This is a genomic window from Modestobacter sp. KNN46-3, from assembly GCF_011039295.1.
This window is the reverse complement of the sequence record NZ_JAAKGN010000135.1, coordinates 1-13,999: the sequence shown is the minus strand read 5'-3', so window position 1 is coordinate 13,999 and position 13,999 is coordinate 1. Positions and strand designations below refer to the sequence as shown.

Genomic DNA, 13,999 nt, shown 5'->3' with positions numbered 1-13,999 from the left:
CCCAGCCCCAGGCCGACCAGCACGGGGAAGAGGATCAGCGACCCGCCGCCGGCGATCGAGTTGATGCCGCCGGCCAGGAGGGCGACCCCTGCGGCGATGAGCAGGTCGACAGGGGACACGGCCGCGGAGCCTACTGTCCGGCCCATGAGGGACGACGTGCGCGCACTGGGCATGGCGGCGGGGATGACCGCGACCGGGGTCTTCCACCTGGTCCGCCCGCAGGCCTACGACTGGATGATCCCGCCGGAGCTGGGCGCGCCGCGGCCGTGGGTGCTCGGCAGCGGGGTGGTCGAGCTGGTCACCGCCGGGTTGCTGGCCGTGCCGGCCACGCGGCGGGCCGGGGGCTGGGCGGCGGTGGGGCTGCTGGTCGGCGTCCTGCCCGCACACGCGCAGACGGTGCGCGCGTTCCGGCGCCAGCCGGGGAAGCTGGCCGTCGCGGTGGCACGGATCCCCTTCCAGGTCCCGATGCTCACCGCCGCGCTGAAGGTCGCCCGCGGCCGCCGCTGAGCGGACTCCGGGACGGCTCGTGGTCCGACCCGAGCTGGTGGGGGCCCCTTCAGCGGCCGCGGACCGGCGGCGGCTCGGGGTCGGTCAGCCGCGGCCCGTCCATCAGGCTGCCGGCCTGCTTGACCCGGCGCAGCACCGTGGAGGTCTCCAGGGTGCGCACCGGCAGCGCGCCGACCCGGTCGGTGAGGAACCGGTAGAGGTGGGCGGTGTCCCGGCAGGTCACCGCCACCATCAGGTTCGCCGGGCCGGTGACGACCGCGGTGAACCCGGTCTCCGGTGCCCGGGCCAGGGACTCGCCGACGTGCGCGAGGTCCTTCGGGGCGACACCGAGCCACAGCAGCGCGCTGACCGGGTGCCCGAGCAGCTCGGTGGCGATCTCCAGGTCGAAGTAGAGGGCGCCGGCCGACCGCAGGGCCTCCACCCGCCGGGCCACCCGGCTCTCCGACCAGCCGGTGACCCCGGCGAGCTCGGCGTAGCTGAGCCGGCCGTCGGTGGCCAGCGCGGCCAGCAGCAGCTCGTCCTCCGGGTCGAGGGCGACGGGGGTCGGGGTGGCCCGGGCCGAGTCGGAGCCGAGCGCGGCGATCTGGTCCTCGCTGAGCGGGTCGTCGAAGTCCGTCCACTCGTAGGCGCCGCCGACGTAGGAGTGCAGCACCGAGAACGCGGCCAGGTCGATGACCTGGACGGTGCGGGGCAGCCGGTCCAGCAGCAGGGCGTCGCGCTGGCGGGTCGTGCGGGGCCGGGTGGAGCAGGTGATCTCGGCGCCGCCGGCGGTCAGGCTCACCCATGAGACGTCGGGACGGCGGGCCAGGGCGTCGGCGACGGCGCCCGCGGCGGCCGGCTGCACCCGCATCCGGATGTGCCAGCTGGGCTCGCTGGCCTCGGGGGTGGTCAGCCCGAGCACCCGGACCACGCCATCGGCCCGCAGCCGTCGCCACCGGCGGGCCACGGTCTGCTCGGAGACGCCCAGGACGGCGCCGATGCGGCTGAACGGCGCCCGGCCGTCGACCTGCATGGCGTGCACGATCTGGCGGTCCACGGCGTCGAGCACGGTCGCCATCCTGCACCACGGACCTGTGGATGGAGGATCCCGTCACCGGCGGGCTCCTGGCGTGGGTCCCGTCGGTGGACCGTTGCACAGTGGGACCATGCGCAAGTGGCTGCCGCTGGTCGCGATCTGCACCGGCACGTTCATGCTCCTCATCGACGTCACGATCGTGAACGTCGCCCTGCCCGACATGGCCACCGACCTGGACACCAGCTTCGGCCAGCTGCAGTGGGTCGTCGACGTCTACGCCCTGGCGCTGGCCGCCCTCGTGCTGGGCGCCGGTTCGCTGGCCGACCTGTACGGCCGGCGCCGGCTCTACCTGATCGGTCTGGGCCTGTTCGCGCTGGCGTCGCTGGCCTGTGGGCTCGCCCCGGGGGCGGAGCTGCTGATCGGGGCGCGGGCGGTGCAGGGCATCGGGGCGGCGGCCATGCTCGCCACCACCATCGCGCTGATCAACACCAGCTACGAGGGGCGTGACCGCGGGACGGCCTTCGGCGTCTGGGGGGCCGTGGTCGGTGCCGCCGCGGCCATGGGCCCGATCCTGGGCGGCGCGCTGACCGAGCTGGACTGGCGCTGGATCTTCTACGTCAACCTGCCGATCAGCGTGTTCGGCGTCGTGCTGACGCTCATCGCCGTGGAGGAGGCGCGCCAGCCGGGCGCCCCGCGTCCCGACGTCCCGGGCATCGTGCTGTTCACCCTCGGCGCCGGCGGGATCGTCTTCGGCCTCGTCCGGGCCGCCGCCGACGGGTGGGGTGCCCCGGTCGCCTGGGGTCCGCTGGCCGCCGGCGTCCTGGTGCTGGCCGCCTGGGTGCGCGTCGAGCGCAGCCGCCGGGCGCCGATGCTCGACGTCCGGCTGTTCGCCAACCGCTCCTTCACCGGGATCATGCTCGGTGCGCTGCTGCTGAACGGGGCGGCGTTCGCGCACAACCTCTACATCTCGCTGTGGCTGCAGTCGGTGCTGGGGCTCTCGCCGCTGCAGGGCGGGCTGGTGTTCATCCCGCTGTCGGCGTTCAGCTTCACCGTCGCCGCCTTCGCCGGGCGGTACCTCCAGACGCTGCCCCCGCGGTTCGTCGTCGGCGGTGGGCTGATCGTCATCGGCGTCGCCGCACTGCTGATGGCCCTCATCCAGGCCGACTCCTCGTGGCGGGTCCTCGTCCCGGGGCTGGCGGTGCTCGGCATCGGGGTCGGGGTGGCCAACCCGACGCTGGCGTCGGCGGCGCTCGCCGCGGTGCCCCGGGAGCGCAGCGGGATGGCCTCGGGTGCGGTGAACACCGCCCGGCAGCTCGGGTTCGCCCTGGGCGTGGCGGTGCTGGGCAGCGTCTTCACCGCCCAGGCCGCCGGCGTGCTCCGGGACGGCGACGCGGCCGACCCCGAGGCCACCGCCGCGGCGCTCACCGCGGGGCAGACCGGGCAGCTCGTCGACGCTGCGCCCGCCGCGGACCGGGCCGGGCTCGCCGACCTGCTGGGCAGCGCCTACGCCAGCGGGCTGCGCGAGGCCTTCCTGGTCAGTGGCGGTGCGGGGATCGTCGGTGGGCTGCTGGTGCTGTGGCTGGTCCGCGCCGCGGCGCCGAGCCAGGGCGGACCGCGGGCCGCGGCGCCGGAGCCCGCCCCGGCGCGCTGAGCGGGCAGACTCCGGGCATGGCCTCTGCTCCCGCCCCGTTCCCCGATGACTGGCAGCGCGCACTCGTCGTCGCCGCGCACCCCGACGACATCGAGTACGGCCCCGCGGCCGCGGTCGCGGTGTGGACGGCGGCGGGCAAGGAGGTGCACTACCTGCTGGCCACCCGCGGCGAGGCGGGCATCGCCGGGCTGTCCCCGGCCGAGGCCGGTCCGCTGCGCGAGGAGGAGGAGCGCCGGTCGGCTGCCGTCGTCGGCGTCTCGGAGGTGGAGTTCTTCGACCACTCCGACGGCGTCCTCGTCGCCGACCTGCAGCTGCGCCGGGACCTCGCCGGGGCGCTGCGCCGACACCGGCCCGATCTGGTCGTGGTCATGCACGGCGGGGACACCTGGACCCCGCCGGAGGTCACCCCCGGCGCGCTGAACTCCGCCGACCACCGCGCGCTGACCCGGTCGCTGCTCGACGCCGTCGCCGACGCGGGCAACGAGTGGATCTTCCCCGACCTGACCGAGACACCGTGGTCGGGCGTGCAGTACGTCGCCGTGCACGCGGTCGGGTACCCGCCGCCGCACGTGGTCGACGTCAGCGACGGCGTCGAGACCGCCGTCGCCTCCCTCGTCGAGCACCGCCGCTACCTCGAGGCGCTGTCCGACGACCCGGTCGAGGAGCAGGCCCGCCGCCAGGTCGACATGGCGACCCTGACCGAGGACGGCGGCCGGCAGGTCGGCTTCCGCCTCTACTGGGGCTGAACCGCCGGGGTAGGCTGCCGGCACGACGGACGAGTCGGCTGGGCGGTCGCGTCGGTGGGGGAGACCCTGCCGCCGAGGAACGTCCGGGCTCCACAGGGCAGGGTGGTCGTCAACAGCGACCCGGGGTGACCCGCGGGACAGTGCCACAGAGAACAGACCGCCAGTGCGTGCACTGGTAAGGGTGAAACGGCGGTGTAAGAGACCACCGCACACCGGGTGACCGGTGTGGCTCGGTAAACCCCACCCGGAGCAAGGTCGAAAAGGGACGGCGGTCCGCCGCCGTCCTGCGCAGGCGTTCGAGGGCTGCCCGCCCGAGCCTGCGGGTGGACCGCTCGAGCCTGTCGGCAACGGCAGGCCTAGATGGATGGCCGCTCATCGGGACGCCGCGAGGCGCCCGGGGACAGAACCCGGCGTACAGGTCGACTCGTCCGTCGCCTCAGCGCCCGGCGGTACCGCCGACCTCGGCGACGATCGCGCGGAACGTGGTGGTGTCCACCTCGTCGTCGACGGTGACCCGCACGATGTCGGTGATCTGCTGGCTGGACGTCGTCCGGCAGGCGCTCACCCGGGCCGCGGCGATCAGCGTCAGCTGCTGGAGGCGGGCGGTGGGCTGGGGGACCGGGGGAAGTCGGTTCGGGCGCATGGACGGACGGTAGGCAGACCGTCCAGCCGATCCCGGCAGGTTGCAGCACCGTGTCGTCTCACGGCCGCCCCACAGGGCACACCAGCCGTCTCCGTCCCCGTGGGCACCCCCGCGGTCGGGTCCCCCGGTCGGGCGGTGGGGTTGGGAGACTTCCCGGGTGACGCGCTGGCTGACCTGGGTGGGCATCGCCGTGGCCGTCGTCCTGCTCAGCTGGGCGGTGCTCGTGCTGCTGGCGCGCACCCTCCCCCCGGGCACGGCCCGCGAGCTGGCCCGGTTCCTCCCCGCGTGCGGCACCGCTCTCCGCCGGCTGCGCCGGCACCCGGCGGTCCCTCGCCGGGCGAAGGTGGCGCTGCTGCTGGCCGGGCTGTGGGTGCTCTCGCCGATCGACCTGATCCCGGAGTTCCTGCCGGTGATCGGGCCACTGGACGACGTCGTGGTGGTCGCCCTGGCGCTGCGCTACGCCGCCCGCCGGGTGCCCCGGGGCGTGCTGCTGGATGCCTGGCCGGGTGACCGCCGCATCATCGAGCGGCTGCTCGGTCCAGGTGTGCCGGAGGCGCCCCGACCGACCGGGCACTGAGCCGGAGTCGGTGAGCCGACCGGACGCGCGGGCTCCCGGCCTGCCGGGTGCAGGAGTGGCGGCGTGTCAGGGTGGCCGCCGTGCGCCTGTCCGGTGACCCCGTGCTGACCGCGGTCACCGGCGGTGCCTTGCTGTTGCGGTGTGCACCGGCCTGACCGCGCTGCGCGTCGGGCCGACGGCGGCGCTGCCTGCCTTCCTGCTGCTCGCCGTCGTCGCCGTGCTGCTGGCCGTGGTGGACGTGCAGCACCGGCTGCTGCCCGACCGGATCGTGCTTCCCCGCGCTCGCCGCCGGCGCTCTGCCGCCTCGTCCTGCTCGCCGCCGGCCGGGTCCGGCGCGCCAGCGCCCTGCCGTTCGGACCGGCCATGCTGCTCGGGGCAGCTGTGGCAATCGCACTCCCCTTCTCCTGACGCAGCCACGGGCAGCGGGGACCGCAACGCTGCGTGACGGTCTCCGGCGATCCACCCCGGATGGCTTGCATCGGTACCCCGGACGAGGGGTGTTGCTCAAGTTCGCCGCTCCGGAACTCGATGGTCTCGGTGCAGCCGCGAGGACGGGTCAGCCGACCCGCTCCAGTCGGCACGACCACCAGAGGAGCACCTCGTGACCCAGCTCTACACGACCCTGTTCACGCTCGCCTCCGTCGCCTCCGACCGGCTCAAGAAGGAGGAGAAGGGCGCCACCGCCGTCGAGTACGGCCTGATGGTCGGTCTGATCGCCGTCGTGATCATCGTCGCCGTCACCGCCCTCGGCGGTCAGCTGAACACCCTCTTCACCAGCATCACCACGGAGCTCGGCGGGACCGTCACCCCCTGACGTCCGCGCGCGTCCGAGTCCAGTAGCGGCTGCCCGGCGCGGCGGCCTCCTCCGGGGGGCCGCCGCGCCGCTGCACACGCAGGGGACAGCTGCACCAGCCCAGACAACGAGGAGGTGGGACATGGTCGGACGCCGACTGCGCGACGAGCGCGGGGCGAGCGCGGTGGAGTTCGCGATGATCGTCCCGCTGCTCATCGCGCTCGTCCTCGGCATCGCCGAGTTCGGGCACGCCTTCTCGGTGCAGGGGACGCTGTCCGCGGCTGCTCGTGAAGGTGCCCGGGCGATGGCCCTGCAGAATGACCAGGCCGCCGCCCGCACCGCCGTCCGCGGTGCAGCCGCCACGCTGGACCCGGACATCACCGACGCGCAGATCACGATCACGCCCGCGTCGTGCCCGCTCCTCGGTGGCATCGGCAGCAGCACGTACGTGAGCGTGACCATCAGCTACCCCAAGCCCTACCTGACCGGGTTCTTCGGGTCGGGTCTGAGCCTGAGCGCCAAGGGGGTCATGCGGTGCAACGGCTGATCTCCCGGGTCACCTCCCGGACGGCGCGCCGGCTCGGCGACGAGCACGGGGCCGCCGCCGTCGTGCTGTCGCTGCTGATGGTCCCGATGCTCGGCTTCGCCGCGATCGCGGTCGACGTCGGTGCGCTCTACGCCGAGCGGGCCCGGCTCCAGGTCGCGGCCGACGCGGCCGCGTTCGCCGTCGCCCAGGACTGCGCCCGCGGCGCCTGCGGGGACATGGTCGCCACCGCATCCGCCCTGGTCGAGGCCAACGACGGCGACGCCAGTGCCGCCCCGCCGGTGCTGTCGAGCGACCCGCTCAGTGTCAGCGTCACCGGCAGCACCCCGGTGCAGCACTGGTTCGCGCCGGTGATCGGGCACGACGCCACGGGGGTGACCGCCTCGGCCACCGTCGGCTGGGGCAGCCCGGACGCCGGCACGGCGGTGCTGCCGCTGACCTTCTCGTGGTGTGAGTTCGAGCGGCAGACCCACGGCGGTCTGCCGTCGGCGACCACCGTGCACACGATCACCTTGACCAAGGGGACCGCGGACGCGATGTCCTGCACCGGCCCCTCGGGCAACTTCGTCCCGGGCGGGTTCGGGTACCTGGACACCGAAACGGGCACGTGCAGCGTGGCGAGCGCCGTCGAACAGCGCTCGTACTCCTCGACGGGCAACACCCCGCCCTCGTCGTGCTCCGCGGCGGACGTGACGCAGTGGATCGACCGGATCGTGCTCCTGCCGATCTTCGACGAGTACGACGGCACGGGGAACAACGCGTGGTACCGGGTCTACGGCTACGCGGCGTTCCGGCTCACCGGCTTCCACTTCGGCGGCCAGTTCTCCACCAGCCCGAAGCCGTGCTCCGGGAACGACCGGTGCGTGAGCGGCTACTTCACCCGCTTCGTCGACCTCTCCGAGGCCTTCAGCTACAGCTCCGACGCGCCCGCGCTCGGCACCAACATCCTCCGACTCATCCGATAGGGGCTCCTGTGAGACGCCGACTGCTGGCCGCCTTCGCGGCCCTGGTCCTCGCCGTCGTCGGCACGGTGGTCCTGGTGGCCTACGTGCGCGGCGCCGACACCCGTGCCCTTGCCGGTGTCCAGACCGTCGAGGTGCTGGTCGTGGACCAGCTCGTCCCCGCAGGGACGGCGGCTCCCGAGCTGGCCGCCCTGGTCCGGCAGGAGCAGGTGCCGGCCAAGGCCGCGGTGGCGGGCCGGGTCACCGACCTCGCCGACCTGGTCGGCCAGGTGGCCACCGTGGACCTGCAGCCGGGGGAGCAGGTGCTCGCCGCCCGCTTCGCCCGCCCGGACCAGCTGCAGGTCCCGGGCACGGTCGCTGTCCCGGCCGGCGCGCAGGAGGTCAGCGTGCTGCTCGAGCCCCAGCGCGCCGTGGGCGGCCGGCTCGCCGCCGGTGACACGGTCGGGGTCTTCGTGTCCGTGGGTGACCCGCCCAGCACGCACGTGATCCTGCACCGCGTGCTGGTCACCCAGGTGCAGGGCGCCCCGGCGCCGGTCGGGGAGGCAGCCGACGTCGAGACCGCGTCCGCCGGGTCCGCGGCGCCGGCGGCCAGCCTGATGGTCGCCCTGGCGGTCACCGCCGAGCAGGCCGAGGGCGTCGTCTTCGGCGCCGAGCACGGCACGCTGTGGCTCTCCCTGGAACCCGACGGCGCCGACATCGACGGCACCGAGGTCATCACCCCGGGCAACGTGTACGGAAAGGACTGGTCATGAGCCGCGTCGTGCTCGCCGCGTCCGACGACGAGCTGGCCCGGCGGGTCTCCGCCGCCGCCGACGGCGACGTCCACGTGCTGCCGGCCGGCCGGCTGCCCGGCGACCCGGCACGCCTGTTCGAGCAGCTCACCGACGGCGAGCTGCCGGAGGTGCTGATGATCGGCCCGGGGGCGCCGGCTCCCGACGTGCTCGCGCTGGCTGCCCGGATGGACGCGCAGTGCCCCGGGATCAGCGTGGTGCTCGTCACCCGACCGGAGCCCGAGCTGTGGCAGGCCGCCATGCGGGCCGGCATCCGCGACCTGCTGGACCCCGGCGCCGACGTCGGGGAGATCCGGGCGGCCATCGAGCGGGCCGCGCAGGCCGCGGCCGGCCGGCGGCGTGCGCTGCGCCCGGCCGACGACACCAGCCGCTACACGGGCCGGGTGATCACCGTCGCCTCCCCGAAGGGCGGGGTGGGCAAGACGACGGTTGCGACCAACCTGGCCATCGGGCTGACCGCCTCCGCGCCGCAGTCCACGGTGCTGGTCGACCTGGACGTGCAGTTCGGCGATGTCGCCTCGGCGCTGGGGCTGGTGCCCGAGCACACGCTGCCCGACGCCGTGCACGGCCCGGCGAGCCAGGACACCATGGTGCTCAAGACCTTCCTGACCGGGCACCCCAGCGGGCTGTACGCGGTGTGCGGCTCGGACTCCCCGGCGGCCGGTGACACCGTCTCCGCCGCGGACGTCACCGCGCTGCTCACCTCGCTGGCCCGCGAGTTCCGCTACGTCGTGGTCGACACCGCCCCGGGTCTGTCCGAACAGACGCTCGCCGCCCTGGACCGGGCCACCGACGTCGTGATGCTCAGCAGCATGGACGTGCCCGGGGTGCGCGGCCTGCGCAAGGAGCTCGACGTCCTCCGCGAGCTCTGCATGATCCCGGCCGGCCGGCACGTGGTGATGAACTTCGCCGACCCGAAGGGTGGGCTGTCGGTGCGCGACGTGGAGACCACGATCGGCACCGGCGTGGACGTCGTCCTCCCGCGGTCGTCGGCCGTGCCGGCGTCGACCAACCAGGGGGTGCCCCTGCTGCAGAGCGGCGGCCGGGACCCGATGACCAAGGAGCTGCGCCGACTGGTGGCCCGGTTCGCCGCCACGCCCCTGGTCAGCCCCGGCCGTGTCCGCGCCCGGCACCGGGCGGCGTCCTGATGAACCTCGCCTCCCGCCTGGACGCCGCCCGTGGCGTCGCCGTCGCGCCGGTACCGGTCGCGCCGGTCGCGCCGGTGACGACCGCGCCCGCCGCCGGCTTCACGGGTCCGCCCGTCCCCGACGCCCTGAGCCGGCTCAAGGACCGGGTCGGCAAGGCGCTGTTCGAGCGCATGGGCAGCCGGATGAACGACCCGAGCCTGAGCGAGGACCAGCTCCGCGCCATCGTGCTCGGCGAGCTCGACGAGGTGGTGGAGGAGGAGAGCGTCCCGCTCAGCAGCGACGAGCGGCAGCGGCTCACCGCCGAGCTGGCCGACGACGTCCTGGGTTACGGCCCGCTGCAGCGGCTGCTCGACGACCCCGCGGTCACCGAGATCATGGTGAACGGCCCGGACTCCATCTACGTCGAGCAGCACGGCCGGCTCAGCCGGACCGCGTCGCGCTTCACCTCCGAGGAGCACCTGCGCCGGGTCATCGACCGGATCGTCTCCCGGGTGGGACGGCGGATCGACGAGTCCTCGCCGCTGGTCGACGCTCGCCTGGCCGACGGCTCCCGGGTCAACGCCGTCATCCCGCCGCTGGCCTTCAGCGGCTCCACGCTCACGATCCGCAAGTTCTCCAAGGACCCGTTCACCGTCGACGACCTGATCGCCTTCGGCACCCTGTCACCGGAGATGGCCGAGCTGCTCGACGCCTGCGTGGCGGCGCGGCTCAACGTGATCGTCTCCGGTGGCACCGGCACCGGGAAGACGACGCTGCTCAACGTGCTGTCCTCCTTCATCCCCGAGGGCGAACGGATCGTCACCATCGAGGACGCCGTCGAGCTGCAGCTGCAACAGGACCACGTGGTCCGCCTGGAGTCCCGACCGCCCAACATCGAGGGCAAGGGCGCGATCACCATCCGCGACCTGGTGCGCAACTCACTCCGCATGCGACCCGATCGCATCGTGGTGGGGGAGTGCCGCGGTGGTGAGTCGCTGGACATGCTGCAGGCGATGAACACCGGCCACGACGGCTCGCTGTCCACCGTCCACGCCAACACCCCGCGCGACGCGATCGCCCGGCTGGAGACGCTCGTGCTGATGGCCGGGATGGACCTGCCGCTGCGGGCGATCCGCGAGCAGATCGCCTCCGCCGTCGACGTCGTCGTGCAGATCACCCGGTTGCGTGACGGCAGCCGGCGGGTCACCCACGTCACCGAGGTGCAGGGCATGGAGGGGGAGACGGTCACCCTGCAGGACGCCTTCCTCTTCGACTACTCCGCGGGCGTCGACGCACACGGGAAGTTCCTCGGCAAGCCGGTGCCCACCGGGGTCCGCCCGCGGTTCACCGACAAGTTCGACGACCTCGGGATCACGCTCTCCCCGCGGGTCTTCGGCGCGCCGGAGGTCCCCCGCCAGCGGAGCTGGTCCTGATGGCCTCGGCGTTCCTCGTCCTGGGCGTGTCGGCTGTGCTGGCCGCGCTGCTCCTGACCGCTCTCGTCGTCCTGCCCGCGGGCCCCGTCCAGGTCCCGCTCAGCCGGCTGGACCCGGCCACCGCGCCGCCGTCCTCTGCACTCGCCGGTGCCGGGGCGGCCGCCGGTGCGGCGGTGGGCAGGGTGCTGGAGAGGCGGGGCCGGGCCGCCTCGGGCACCGCCGCGCTGGAGCGGGCAGGGATCGCGACGGCGCTGCCGGACTTCGTCCTGCTGGTCGGCGTGGCCACGCTCGGCCTGGCTGCCACCGGGGCGCTGCTGGGCGGGCCGGTGCTCGGCGTCCTCGCCGCCCTTGCCGGGCCACTGGGTGCCAGGCTGCTGCTGAAGGTCAGGGCCGCACGACGGCGGGCCGCGTTCGCCGACCAGCTCGACGACTCCCTGCAGTTGATGGCCAGCAGCCTGCGGGCCGGGCACAGCCTGCTCCGGTCGGTCGACTCGGTGTCCCACGAGGCCGAGGCGCCGACGTCGGAGGAGTTCGCCCGGATCGTCAACGAGACACGGGTGGGACGCGACCTCAGCGACGCCCTGGACGAGGTGGCCGCGCGGATGGGCAGCGACGACTTCGTCTGGGTCGCGCAGGCCATCGCCATCCACCGGGAAGTGGGCGGGAACCTCGCGGAGGTGCTGGACGCGGTCGGCCACACCATCCGGGAGCGCAACGCGATCCGCCGTCAGGTGAAGGCGCTGTCCGCGGAGGGGAAGCTGTCGGCGACCGTGCTGATGGCGCTGCCGTTCGGCATCGTCGCGTTCCTCTCGGTGACCAACCCGGCCTACCTGGCCAAGTTCACCCAGAGCCTCGCCGGCTACGCCATGCTCGCGGTGGCCGCGGTGATGATGGCCGTCGGCGGCTTCTGGCTCAAGAAGACCGTGGCGATCCGGTTCTGATGATGGACCTGCCCCTCGTCGTGCTGACGGCCGCCGTCGCGTTGGCCCTCGCGCTGCCGGTGCTCGGCTGGGCCACCCTCAGCCGACCCGCGCCGGCCGCTGTCCAGGCACGGGAGAACCTCACCCGCGGTCTGGACCTGGGCTCTGCCTCCGCGGCCCGGTCCGGGTCCCGGGCGGGCGCCGGCCTGGTCCGGGCGCTGACGCCGCGCGGCACCGTCGCCCGGCTCAACCGGCTGGCCGGCACCGCCGGCCGCCCGGCGGCCTGGCCGCTGCCCCGGCTCATCGCGGCGAAGCTGGTGCTCGCCGTCGTTGCTGCGGGCCTGGGGCTCGTGGTCGTCTCCGGTCGCCCTGGTCTCCTGCCCGGCCTCCTCGCCGTGGCGGTGACCGGCGTGGCCTACTTCGTGCCGGAGCTGCTGCTCTACAGCCGCGGGCAGGAGCGGCAGCAGGCCATCAGCCTGGAGCTGGCCGACACGCTGGACCAGATGACCATCGCCGTGGAGGCGGGGCTGGGCTTCGAGTCGGCGATGGCCCGGGCCGGGAAGAACGGCACCGGCCCGCTCGCCGAGGAGCTGGTGCGCACCCTCCAGGACATCGCGGTCGGCCAGCCCCGCCGGGAGGCCTACCTCGCTCTCGCCGAGCGCACCGCCGTCCCGGACCTGCGCCGGTTCATCCGCGCGGTGGTCCAGGCCGACCAGTACGGGGTCTCGATCGCCGACGTGCTGCGGACCCAGGCCCAGGAGATGCGCCTCAAGCGCCGCCAGCGGGCCGAGGAGAAGGCCATGCAGATCCCGGTCAAGGTGATCTTCCCGCTGATCCTCTGCATCTTGCCGACCCTGTTCATCGTCCTGCTCGGGCCGGCCGTCATGGACATCGTGGCGGCCTTCAGCGACTGAGCCGGCCGCCGTCCCGAGACCCGGCGGCCGGCCCGTCACTGATCGCGGCCGGTCAGCCCGTGGAGCGGGGCTGGGCGGGGTTCGTCGGGTCGCCCTGGGACGGCGGGTTGATCTTCGGTCCGGTGGTCGCCTCGGACACCGGTGATCCGCCGGACGGCGCCGGGGCCTGCTCGGGCTGGGCGGCGGCCGGGTCACCCCCGGAGGGCTGGTCGCCGGATCGCAGCTCGCTGAGCCGGTGGTTCATCGCCGAGACGACCTGCACACGGTTGGCGTGCGACTTCTCGTAGGCCAGCACGGTCTGCAGGCCGTCGGCGTCCAGGGTGCGGATGCGGGAGGTGAGGCTCCCCACGGGCAGGTGGTCGTAGTCGGGCAACGGGAGGCTGTCGCGCTCGGACATCCCGGCTCCTTCCGGTCGTGGGATGGGGTCTGCCGATCGCCTACCCGGGCGGCGCAGGCTGACACACCGGGTGTGAGACGGCGGGACCGGTGGGTAGGCCGCGACGACGCACTCATCGGGGCCCAGAGCCGGCCCCGTCCGCACACGTCGACCAAACGAAGGAGCCCCCCGTCCCATGGACGTGACCTTCCTGGAGCAGGTGTTCAGCGCGCCCGGCCCGTACGCCACGGTCTGCGCCGACGTCACCCACACCACCGAGAACGCCGACACCGAGGTCGAACTGCGGGTCCGCGGGATCTCCGAGGAGCTGGCCGCCGCAGGCGCACCCGGGGGGGTGGTCGAGTCGGTGCGCGCCCAGCTGCTGCAGGCCAACGACGGCGGTGAGATCGCCACCCTCCGCGGTCGAGCCCTCGTCGTCGCCGCCGACGGGTCGGTGGTGCTGGACGAGGCGCTGGCCGACGTCCCGCGCGACCCGGTCGCCCGCTGGTCGCCCCACCCGGACCTGCTGCCGGTGTTGCGCCAGCTGGCCGGCCGGGTGCCGCACGTGGTCGTCGTCGCCGACCGGGTCGGCGCCGACCTCTCGGTGGCCACCACGCCCGGGCGCCCCACGGACGAGGAGACCGTCGAGGGCGACACCTTCCACATGCGCAAGGTCAAGGTCGGCGGGTGGGCGCACAACACCTACATGCACACCGCGGAGAACCAGTGGGAGGAGAACGCCGGTCAGGTGGCCGACCACCTCCACCGGCTGGTCACCGGGAGCGGCGCCCAGTTCGTCCTGGTCGCCGGGGACGTCCGGGCCCGCCAGCTGATCGCCGACAAGGCCAGCAAGGAGGTCGGCGACATCCTGATCTCGATGGAGGAGGGCGGCCGCGCCGCCGGGGCGGACCGCGCGCCGATCGAGCGCCGGGCGCTGGAGCTCGTCGCCGAGTACGAGGGGCACGGGCAGGCGGGAGCGGTGGAGCAGGTCCAGGCGGCC

At 74.1% G+C, this 13,999-nt stretch carries 16 protein-coding genes, 1 other RNA gene and 1 pseudogene; 15 read left to right on the top strand and 3 right to left on the bottom strand.

Annotated features, from left to right (window positions below):
* The first annotated feature begins 144 nt into the window (after nt 1-144).
* Nucleotides 145-507 (top strand): hypothetical protein, encoded by a 363-nt coding sequence (locus tag G5C62_RS21035; RefSeq protein ID WP_241176044.1) that lies wholly within the window; start codon nt 145-147, stop codon nt 505-507.
* A 49-nt stretch (nt 508-556) separates the two neighbouring features.
* Here the strand turns inward: G5C62_RS21035 and G5C62_RS21030 are convergent, their stop codons facing one another.
* Nucleotides 557-1,555: an Lrp/AsnC family transcriptional regulator gene (locus tag G5C62_RS21030; RefSeq protein ID WP_206330768.1), complete on the bottom strand. Its 999-nt coding sequence runs from the start codon at nt 1,553-1,555 to the stop codon at nt 557-559.
* A 97-nt stretch (nt 1,556-1,652) separates the two neighbouring features.
* Between G5C62_RS21030 and G5C62_RS21025 the strand changes: the two genes are divergently transcribed.
* The 3 genes from G5C62_RS21025 (at nt 1,653) to rnpB (ending at nt 4,350) form a co-directional block, all read left to right on the top strand.
* A complete protein-coding gene (locus tag G5C62_RS21025; protein ID WP_164702550.1) occupies nt 1,653-3,173 on the top strand; it encodes an MFS transporter in 1,521 nt (506 codons plus the stop codon).
* Between the two features lie 17 nt (nt 3,174-3,190).
* On the top strand, nt 3,191-3,919 hold the full coding sequence (locus tag G5C62_RS21020; protein WP_164702549.1) for a PIG-L deacetylase family protein: 729 nt from the start codon (nt 3,191-3,193) through the stop codon (nt 3,917-3,919).
* A 30-nt stretch (nt 3,920-3,949) separates the two neighbouring features.
* Nucleotides 3,950-4,350, top strand: an RNA gene (gene rnpB / locus G5C62_RS21015) — RNase P RNA component class A.
* A gap of 5 nt (nt 4,351-4,355) precedes the next feature.
* Here the strand turns inward: rnpB and G5C62_RS21010 are convergent.
* Nucleotides 4,356-4,562 (bottom strand): hypothetical protein, encoded by a 207-nt coding sequence (locus G5C62_RS21010; protein ID WP_036334783.1) that lies wholly within the window; start codon nt 4,560-4,562, stop codon nt 4,356-4,358.
* A 157-nt stretch (nt 4,563-4,719) separates the two neighbouring features.
* Here G5C62_RS21010 and G5C62_RS28755 point away from each other — a divergent pair.
* The 10 genes and pseudogenes from G5C62_RS28755 to G5C62_RS20955 form a co-directional block, all read left to right on the top strand.
* A pseudogene (locus G5C62_RS28755) lies at nt 4,720-5,016 on the top strand (DUF1232 domain-containing protein); the annotation flags it as partial.
* Nucleotides 5,017-5,278: 262 nt separating this feature from the next.
* Entirely contained in the window at nt 5,279-5,584 is a 306-nt protein-coding gene (locus tag G5C62_RS27610; protein WP_036334786.1) for a hypothetical protein, read from the top strand.
* 156 nt (nt 5,585-5,740) lie between these two features.
* The gene (locus G5C62_RS20990) at nt 5,741-5,953 is read left to right on the top strand and encodes a Flp family type IVb pilin (RefSeq protein WP_036334787.1); all 213 of its coding nucleotides are present in this window, start codon (nt 5,741-5,743) and stop codon (nt 5,951-5,953) included.
* A 121-nt stretch (nt 5,954-6,074) separates the two neighbouring features.
* Entirely contained in the window at nt 6,075-6,479 is a 405-nt protein-coding gene (locus tag G5C62_RS20985; protein WP_036334788.1) for a TadE/TadG family type IV pilus assembly protein, read from the top strand.
* The gene (locus G5C62_RS20980; protein WP_052091001.1) at nt 6,467-7,441 is read left to right on the top strand and encodes a pilus assembly protein TadG-related protein; all 975 of its coding nucleotides are present in this window, start codon (nt 6,467-6,469) and stop codon (nt 7,439-7,441) included. The genes G5C62_RS20985 and G5C62_RS20980 overlap by 13 nt, the downstream gene beginning before the upstream one ends.
* An 8-nt stretch (nt 7,442-7,449) precedes the next feature.
* Nucleotides 7,450-8,190, top strand: a complete 741-nt coding sequence (locus G5C62_RS20975; protein ID WP_164702548.1) for a Flp pilus assembly protein CpaB — start codon at nt 7,450-7,452, stop codon at nt 8,188-8,190.
* Entirely contained in the window at nt 8,187-9,377 is a 1,191-nt protein-coding gene (locus tag G5C62_RS20970; protein WP_036334790.1) for an AAA family ATPase, read from the top strand. Before G5C62_RS20975 ends, G5C62_RS20970 begins: the two co-directional genes overlap by 4 nt.
* Entirely contained in the window at nt 9,377-10,789 is a 1,413-nt protein-coding gene (locus G5C62_RS20965) for a CpaF family protein (RefSeq protein WP_036334791.1), read from the top strand. Before G5C62_RS20970 ends, G5C62_RS20965 begins: the two co-directional genes overlap by 1 nt.
* Nucleotides 10,789-11,730 carry a type II secretion system F family protein gene (locus tag G5C62_RS20960; protein WP_164702547.1) on the top strand — a complete coding sequence of 314 codons (942 nt, stop codon included), beginning with the start codon at nt 10,789-10,791 and terminating at the stop codon, nt 11,728-11,730. The genes G5C62_RS20965 and G5C62_RS20960 overlap by 1 nt, the downstream gene beginning before the upstream one ends.
* A gap of 2 nt (nt 11,731-11,732) precedes the next feature.
* Entirely contained in the window at nt 11,733-12,623 is an 891-nt protein-coding gene (locus G5C62_RS20955) for a type II secretion system F family protein (RefSeq protein ID WP_036334793.1), read from the top strand.
* A gap of 52 nt (nt 12,624-12,675) precedes the next feature.
* On the opposite strand, the gene G5C62_RS20950 is transcribed toward G5C62_RS20955, so the two are convergent.
* Complete coding sequence (locus tag G5C62_RS20950) at nt 12,676-13,020, bottom strand: hypothetical protein (RefSeq protein WP_164702546.1); 345 nt, start codon at nt 13,018-13,020, stop codon at nt 12,676-12,678.
* Nucleotides 13,021-13,195: 175 nt separating this feature from the next.
* Here G5C62_RS20950 and G5C62_RS20945 point away from each other — a divergent pair.
* Nucleotides 13,196-13,999: Vms1/Ankzf1 family peptidyl-tRNA hydrolase (locus tag G5C62_RS20945; protein WP_164702545.1), on the top strand; the 804-nt coding region annotated here is incomplete at its 3' end.